6 protein-coding genes and 1 pseudogene are annotated in these 8,044 nt (G+C 59.2%); 4 read left to right on the top strand and 3 right to left on the bottom strand.

Annotated elements, in window-relative coordinates; translation table 11 throughout:
- Positions 1-373: pseudogene (locus AC2FNN_RS20710) on the top strand (glycosyltransferase); the annotation flags it as partial.
- A 10-nt stretch (positions 374-383) separates the two neighbouring features.
- Here AC2FNN_RS20710 and AC2FNN_RS20705 read toward each other — a convergent pair.
- Together AC2FNN_RS20705 and AC2FNN_RS20700 are read right to left on the bottom strand one after the other, a co-directional pair.
- Positions 384-1,847, bottom strand: a complete 1,464-nt coding sequence (locus AC2FNN_RS20705) for a glycosyltransferase family 39 protein (RefSeq protein ID WP_496760311.1) — start codon at positions 1,845-1,847, stop codon at positions 384-386.
- Positions 1,848-2,061: 214 nt separating this feature from the next.
- Positions 2,062-3,249 carry a glycosyltransferase family 4 protein gene (locus AC2FNN_RS20700; protein WP_496760310.1) on the bottom strand — a complete coding sequence of 396 codons (1,188 nt, stop codon included), beginning with the start codon at positions 3,247-3,249 and terminating at the stop codon, positions 2,062-2,064.
- Between the two features lie 210 nt (positions 3,250-3,459).
- Here AC2FNN_RS20700 and AC2FNN_RS20695 point away from each other — a divergent pair, with 210 nt between their 5' ends.
- From AC2FNN_RS20695 to AC2FNN_RS20685, 3 genes are all read left to right on the top strand, one after another.
- Positions 3,460-5,250, top strand: coding sequence for a B12-binding domain-containing radical SAM protein (locus AC2FNN_RS20695; RefSeq protein ID WP_496760309.1), 1,791 nt, complete (start codon positions 3,460-3,462; stop codon positions 5,248-5,250).
- Between the two features lie 280 nt (positions 5,251-5,530).
- Entirely contained in the window at positions 5,531-6,586 is a 1,056-nt protein-coding gene (locus AC2FNN_RS20690; protein ID WP_496760308.1) for a tyrosine-type recombinase/integrase, read from the top strand.
- 363 nt (positions 6,587-6,949) lie between these two features.
- Complete coding sequence (locus AC2FNN_RS20685) at positions 6,950-7,153, top strand: hypothetical protein (RefSeq protein WP_171120538.1); 204 nt, start codon at positions 6,950-6,952, stop codon at positions 7,151-7,153.
- Positions 7,154-7,157: 4 nt separating this feature from the next.
- Here AC2FNN_RS20685 and AC2FNN_RS20680 read toward each other — a convergent pair.
- Positions 7,158-8,044, bottom strand: an 887-nt coding sequence (locus tag AC2FNN_RS20680) for a replication initiator protein A (protein ID WP_496760307.1), incomplete at its 5' end; no start/stop codon positions are given.

The following is an 8,044-nucleotide window of genomic DNA, read 5'->3' as shown; positions in this document are numbered from 1 at the left end:
GTATGACCGCCCCGAGCGTGCGGCGGGGCAGACCAAATTCAACTACTGGCGCCTTTGGAACTTTGCGCTGGACGGTATTACCGGGTTCAGCACCGTACCTCTCAGGATTGCGGGCTATGTCGGCATGCTGACTGCGTTGGCCGCGATCATCTATGGTGTTTTCCTGATCTCACGCACCCTTGTTTACGGGGTGGATGTACCCGGCTATGCCTCATTGATGGTTGCAGTGCTGTTGATCGGTGGCCTGCAACTTGTCGTGCTGGGCGTCATCGGGGAATATCTGGGGCGGCTTTATGCAGAGGCTCAGAAACGCCCGCTTTACATTGTCGAAAGCAGCCTGGGGTTTGAGCCCCTGGACGGTCATTCATCCTGATCCCTCGGCCTCATCTGCGCCGGTAGACAAGAACCTGCCCGTCCCCCAGTGTCCCGGAAAACGCGTGCACGCGTTCCAGCCGCCCTTCCGCATCACGTTGCAGATCAGGAATGGCACGGAACATCCGGTCGGGGAACAGAACAACCAGCGCCACAGGGCCAGGTTGGGCCATTGCCTCGGAATAGTCCTGCGCATCCCCGATGGTTCCCCAGTCGGCGTCGAAATGGTCTTCGAAAAGGGGGCCGCCCGGGTTGATCGCATATATCCGTTCTGACGGGCTGCGGGTTTCTTCCACAAGCGCAAAAGCCCCCGCCAGATCCTGTTTCGGAGCAGAATAGTTCCGCTGCACCAGGAACACGGACACCACGATCATCGCCAGAACGCCCAACGCAAAGAGCGGCGATCCAAACCGGGGCTGTTGAGCCCACCGTGCCACCGTATCAGCACCGTATCGACACCCCACAACGGCCAGAATAAGGATCAGCCCGATATCGACGAAAAAGAACCTCGGCCAGATCCGCATCTCAAGTGACAGCAGAAGCAGCAGCGTCACGGCGATATGCATGGCGATGGACGGGAAAAACAACGGCTGCACCGCATGCGCCCCCACCGCACCGAAGCCGATGACGGCCAGCCCACCGATCGCGATGAACAACATCAGCGGGCCGGTATCCCCAACCGCGGTCCGCAAACCTTCGACAATTGTCCAGAGCGGGTTCTGATATTCCTGCATGGGGTCCACGGCGGATGTCGCCGAAACCTCGCTCACCGTGCCTGCAATGCTTGGCAAGATCGGCAGATACGCGAACAGGACCAGAACCAGCGCAACCGCAACACCCACCAGCGGATGCAGCACCCATTCGCGGGTCAAAGCGCCCCGGCCGAACCCGGTCACCAGGGAAAGCAGCCAGATGAGGCCCAGTGCAACAAAGAAAAATGCACCAGTCAGATGCGTGAAAACAGCGGCCGCGGCGGTAAAGCCGAACGCAACCCAGGTGCCGGTCGCTGGCTGGCGCATCCCCCGCAGAAAGAAAATGAAGCCAAGCGTGCTCCAGAATGCAAGCTCGGTATATCCGCGCGCGTTCTGAGAGAACCAGACCTGATGATAGGACAGGGCCACCAGCAAGGCAGAAACATGCGCAATCGTGCTGTCTGCAACCTCTTTTGCCAGCCACCAGATTACCCCGACAAGACCGACGCCAAACAGGACGGCCGGAAACCGGTATGCCCAGGCCTGATCTCCGAATATCTGGGAAACCAGCTTTGCCTTCATGCTGAAAAAGTAATGATGGTTCATCGAATATTCGCGCATCATCTCATTCCACGGAAGGCTGACATGCGTATCGACGGTCCGGATTTCGTCATACCACAGGGGCGCATTCAGCCCGGCGCTTCTGAGGACTGCGGCAAGAAGAAGAATGAACAGGAGTATTGCCAGATCGTTGCGGTCAAGCGCGGGGGAAGGCTGTTTCATGGGCTTCTCCAGTCCACTCGGTTCAGGTCAGGCACCCGGCAAAATCGTCGGCCTGGACGCGGCGCATGCAGGTGCCGGTCCTTCTTTCGCATCCCACCGTATCCGGGGCGCTTACTGACACAAGGCTCGGATGCAGGCGGTTTCACCTCAAAGCAGCCCAAATACTCGACAATATACAAAGTATCCCCTTATTGTTTCCATTTCATGCGCCCTGTCAGGCCACACCATCCAGCATCTGCCGATAAATCTGTTCGATCCGTTCATGCACATGGGTTGGGTCGAAACGGTCCTCACGTGCCAATGCGCGGGCGTTGGCCCCCAGGGTTTTGCGCAGCCCCTCGTCCCCTGCCAGTTCCAGAACGGCAGCCGTCAGCCCTTCGACATCACCAACAGGGCAAAGCCGCCCAACCCGGTCCGACACAAGCTCACTCACACCGCCGCAATCGGTCGCTATCACGGGCAAACCGGCGTGAAAGGCCTCGACGATTGAAATCGGCAGAGCCTCCCACCGGGACGTGAGCAGCATGAAATCCGCGGCGGCCATATGCAGGGGGACGGTATCGATCGGCCCCAGAACCCGGATGTTGTCACGCACCCCGGCCGAAGCAATCCAGCCCGAAAGCACGTCCGCCAGAGGGCCGTGGCCAGCCAATGCGATCACGATATCGCGCCGGACCTTCACCAGCCGGGCCAAGACATCGATCATCACGTCGATACCTTTTTGCGGATCCAACCGGGCCGGGCTGAAAATCAGCACGCCTTCCCCATCGCGCAAAAGCTCCTGTCTCAGCGCCAGAACTGCGGCGGGATCCTGATCCGGTGGCGGCGGCACACCAAGCCCAAGCTGGGCGGTGCGCGCCCGCGGCAGGCCACGCGCAATCAGTTCATCGAGGGTTTTACGGCTGGGACAGGCGGTGACATGCGCCGCAAACTGAGCACTGCGCGCCACCCCGCCATACCGTTCGGGCGTCGAACCATGGAAGGTGAAAAGGCGACGTGTCGGCTGACCGGCAAGCGCCAGCCGGGCCACAAGTGCGGGGGCGGTTTCGTGAGAATGAACAACGTCGAAACGGCCGCGGGCGACGATCTTTCGCAGTTTTTGCACGCACCCCATGGCGGCTCCAAGCCGTCTCGTCATGCTGAGACCCTCATCGTCCGACACATGTTTCAGGTCCAACGCATGAAACCCGAGATCGCGCCCTTCCTGGCCCCATGGACCAGGCGATCCACCCAGTTCGACATGATGCCCCCGATCCCGCAGATGATCTGTCAGATCCAGAATATGGCGCTGAATTCCACCTCGTTCGAACGCAGGCCCCAGTTGCAAAATTCGCAACTGTCTGGTGGATGACCCGGCCGCAGCATTCGGATGTATCCCCGGCTGCCCCGTAACACACGTCATGGACGAAACCCCTTACTCTCCCTTGTCCGGGCGCATGCGGGCACCATGTGCCCCTGCGACCGGAAAGGGTTGTACACAATAGATTACAGACTCCGCGCCTCTGATCTGATATTGTTCAAGGCTGAGCCATACTAAAACATGGCCATCATATGGCAGGTGCGCAGTACGTCAAAGGTATCCTCGACAAAGATACGTCTGGAGGGTGAGTGAATGTACGAAGCAATTGGCCAGCCTGCTGGCGAAGAAAATTTTGAAAACACTGAAACAGCCGTAACCGACAAGGTTCTCATCGTCACGGGTGGGGCTACGGTTGGCGGCAGCATGGTGGAAAGCAACAGCACCATCGTCGATGCCCTTGGCCGACAATTGGGCATCATGCGCACGTCCTCGGCCATCTGGCAGGATGTGGCGCTGAAGGCGGTCAGCGCCGAAATGCTGTTGGCCCGCGCACTTTTCAAGCGGCGGCCGAAATTCCGGCGGGCGCCTTACCGCGCCGCAGTCGAGCGGTATTTTTCATCTCAATCCTATGTCAGCGCTCCTGAACTGACCGAAGTCGTGCTTGCAGGCGATCTGCGCAAGGAAGGGATTGCTTTTGAAGCGACCACTTTCGCCGGACTTGCTGATGCCGAAACACGCAACCGACTTCTGGGTGAATGCAAATGCGTCTTTGTTTCAAGCACATTGATGCGAGATATGAGCGAGCTCATACCGCTGGTTAAGATGCTGAAACGACCCCATAACAAGGTTGTTGTCGGGGGGGCCCTGGTTTCACTTCTGCATGATGACTGGACACATGTTCCGGGTGCCGATCTTGTCGCCATCGGCTATGGGGAAATGCTTGTTCCCGTATTGGCACGCTGGATCAAAAGCGGCTATCGCGACATTGAACCCCCGGAAAACGGTCGCATCGTGGAACGTCTGGGCAATACGCTGGTCTACAGCGGCAGCCCATCCGGAAAAAGCCTCGACTGGCTGCCCACTCCGGACTGGAAACTGGCCGAGGCATATCACGGCCGCAGTTTCGAGATGATCAATTATGAATCCGTCCGCGGCTGCCCCTATCGGTGTTCTTTCTGCAATTTCCCCTTCCTGTTCGAAGACACCATGTTCCGGGTCAAATCCGCCCAGAAGATTTTCGACGACTGGATGATCTACGCCAAGGGAGGAGCAAAGATCATCAATTGCATGGACAGCCTGTTCACCATCCCGCCCAAGCGCCTCAAGGAATTGTGCGAGCTGTTGATCGAAGCAGGCAGCCCGGTCGGCTGGACCTGCTATGCGCGTGCGGGCGATCTTGCCAAACCGGGCACCGCAGCGTTGATGAAAGCGGCAGGCTGCCAGCTGGTGCATATCGGATACGAGACCGGCGATCAGGGCGTTTTGGACAACATGAACAAGAAATCCGATGTCGGGCACAATGTTCAGGCGCTGATCAATTGCCGCGAAGCGGGGCTGACAACGGCCATTACATTGATTGTGGGTTTCCCGGGTGAGACAAAAGCCAGCCTGCGCGAAACACTGAAACGTTTGAAAGAAGCGCCGCCGGACCTGTTCTTTGGCGGAGGCTTCAACACCCGCATGGTGTCCATGCCCGTACTGCAACCCGACCAACGGCGACGTTTCGGCCTTGTCACACAACTCGATCATCTGTCCTCTGCGCCTTACTGGAAGCATGACACCATGTCATGCCGTGACGTACCCAGCGGATTGCGCTGGCTCAACCGCAGCCTGATAGAAGAAAAAGTCGCGCTGGAAGGCAGCCTCTTTTATGAGGGGCTTTTGGGATATGATGCTTCTGACCGCGACGACCTGCTTGATTTTCAGGCCGATCTTGTGGCGACGCTGGGACCGTTGAAATACGGGTTCGATCTGGCCCAACAGGTTCTTCGCGGAATTCTGCATTTCGATGTCTGGCGCAAGCTCCGGCACATAACCCCGGAAACCGAGATGCGAACCCCTCAGATAGACCGCACTCCTGAGCAGGTCGAACAGGCGGGGTAAGAGGCCGCCAAATCCGCTCAGACTGTTTCAGAACCGGGCTTTGCGCCGGCATGGTCGAGGGCTGCGGCCGAGTACGTTGTGGCGCAGGAGGAAAGGGCCAAAGTCACGATCCTTTTGCTTCAGCGGGCTTAACAAATTAGAAGCCCTGCCGATATTACGCTCATAATTCACTCGTTTTGTTCACTTGTTGCCTGATCTGGATATCTTTCATTCATATTCGATAAGTAACCCTTATCAGCAGTGATTGATTTTGCCGCGAAATGCGCGCAGAGTGGCGGCCATGAAGCCCCCTGCCCCATATCTCCCCAGCCCCGCCCCTGCCCTGTCGCAGGCAGATCAGGACGCGCTGAGTGATCTTTATATCCGCGGCACCCCCGCCAACACGCTGCGCGCCTATGAACGCGATCTGATCTATGTGACGGCGTGGAAAATGGCGCGCTTCGGGGCGCCACTGGACTGGCCGGAATCCGAGGCCACGGCGCTGACCTTCATCCTCGATCATGCCCGCGATCTGGGTGATGCGCCCGATGAGGATATTGCGCGTCAAACCGCGGAGGTGCTGATTGCGCAGGGGCTGCGCAAATCGCTGGCCTGCCCGGCGCCGTCGACGCTGGACCGGCGCATCGCCTCCTGGCTGGCCTTTCACCGTATGAAGAACCTGACCAGCCCGTTTGATGCGCCGCAGGTCAAACAGGCCCGGGCCAAGGCGCGCCGGGCGGCCGCCCGCCCCCCTGCCCCGAAATCCGCCCATCCCATCACCCGTGGCGTGCTGGAACAGTTGCTGGCCACCTGCCGGGGGTCGCGGCGCGATTGCCGCGACCGGGCGATCCTGATGCTGGGCTGGGCCAGCGGCGGGCGCCGCCGGTCCGAGATCACCGGGTTGATGCGCGAAGATGTCTCGCTGAAGGAGTTCGACACATCAGGCGTCGCCTGGCTGTCGCTGCTGGAAACCAAGACCACGGCCAAGGGAGAGACGCCGCGCCTGATCCTGAAAGGCCGCGCCGCGCAGGCGCTGGTGCATTGGATCGAGGTTGGTGAGATTGCCGACGGACCGCTCTTCCGCCCGATCTCCAAGGCGGATCGGGTGCTGAAACGCCGCCTGACCCCGGATGCGATCTATCAGATCGTGAAACATCGTCTCAGGCTGGCCGGATTACCCGAGGGGTTTGCCTCGCCGCATGGGCTGCGCTCGGGTTTTCTGACCCAGGCCGCGCTGGACGGTGCGCCGATCCAGGCTGCCATGCGCCTGTCGCTACACCGATCTGTGGCGCAGGCGCAGAAATACTATGACGACGTGGATATCGCAGAAAACCCGGCAACGGATCTGTTGGGGTAGATCCAAGCGCCCTTCTGGCGGCACCGGTCAAAATGGCCATGGGCGAAACCGGCTGCATTCTGAAATCAAGATAGGCGGACCTTTGCACGTCTTGACGAACCTCCATTGCCATAAATGGCTGTCCCTCATAAGTTACACATCAGAAAAGCAAGACATGTTCATGTCTCAACAAAAAAACACGCAGTGTCGCACGAGTAGTGGAGCAATGCTCCTTCCGGTAAAAATAACCAAATTTTAACCTCTGGTGGTTCAAAGTTTTGCCATGATTTCATCGCGGAATCATTTTGGGCATCTGCTCAATGGCATGACGGCGCCCACCTGGGTTTGACCAGACCAAGACCATAGCCGGAGGACTTGGAGAAGATGATTGGAATTATCGGGATAGCCATTCTAGTTGGCCTGTGCGCCGGCGGGTTTGCTTTGATTTCCGGTGCGTCCATCCTGATGGCTCTGGGCAGCTACATCCTCTTCGGCTGGCTGTTCATCATTGCAGCTCTCATTGTTATCGGCGCTGTCAAAATCGTGAAGACACGCGTGCAGAAACAAAACCCCGCCTATTCCAGCTAAGCGCCTAGTCCCGTCCGGCGACCCGCTTGGCCACATAGCCCAGAAACGCCCGCTGCGGGTTTCTGATCTGTGGGCGGCCTGACGCGGCCCAATAAGCCAGCCAATCCGCTTCCAGCGCATAGACATCGCGGCCGGGCGCCATCGCCCTGGCCTCCTCCAGCGCCTGCGGCGGCAGGACCGGCTTGTCCGGCCCCTCAACCACCTGACCCCGGCGCGAGAACCGGATCAGGTCGCCCGGCTCTTCGGTCATCTCATAATCGGGCAGGTGATCGGCTGCGATCATGTCACGGATCATCTTGCGGAACACCCGCCGGGGTGAGGCCGAGCCGGACTTTTTCAACAGCACCTCGACCGAGATCCGCCATTCGGGCTGACGGCCGCAATGTTTGCGCGCCAACTCATAGATCCGCCGCTCGAGCGGTTTGCGCAGGCGGAAGTAATCGCGGCTGAGGGTCAGGACCGATTTCGCCAATACCGCCCGAAACAGCCAGTCCGACAGTTTCACACTGACGCTGACCATCCGGCCCGCCCTTGTGTGGCGGACGATCTCCCAGCTTTCGATCAGGCCAAAGCCGGTGGTGGTCTCTTTCTCGCCGGTGACGATGTTGGTGGTTATCCTTGTGCCGGCCAGCCGCTCGAACGCTTCGCGCAGGCGTTTGTATCCATCGCCGCTGGTTTCGCGGTTGGTGGCCACCAGCAGATCATGCGCCTTCAGATGCAACACCCGGCTGACCGTCCGGCCCGCATTGATCGCCGCCATCAACTGGCTGATACAAAAGATCAGGATGTCCTTGTCGTGGATCGTCGCCAGACCGCGCACCGAAGGCGTCACCGTGATCTGGACCCCGTTATGTTCGTAATTGAGGATCCGACGATCCGGCCGGGTCGAGA

This window comes from Ruegeria sp. BHSA118, from assembly GCF_059613405.1.
The sequence above is the reverse complement of the archived record's forward strand: the minus strand, read 5'-3'. Positions and strand labels throughout refer to the sequence as shown.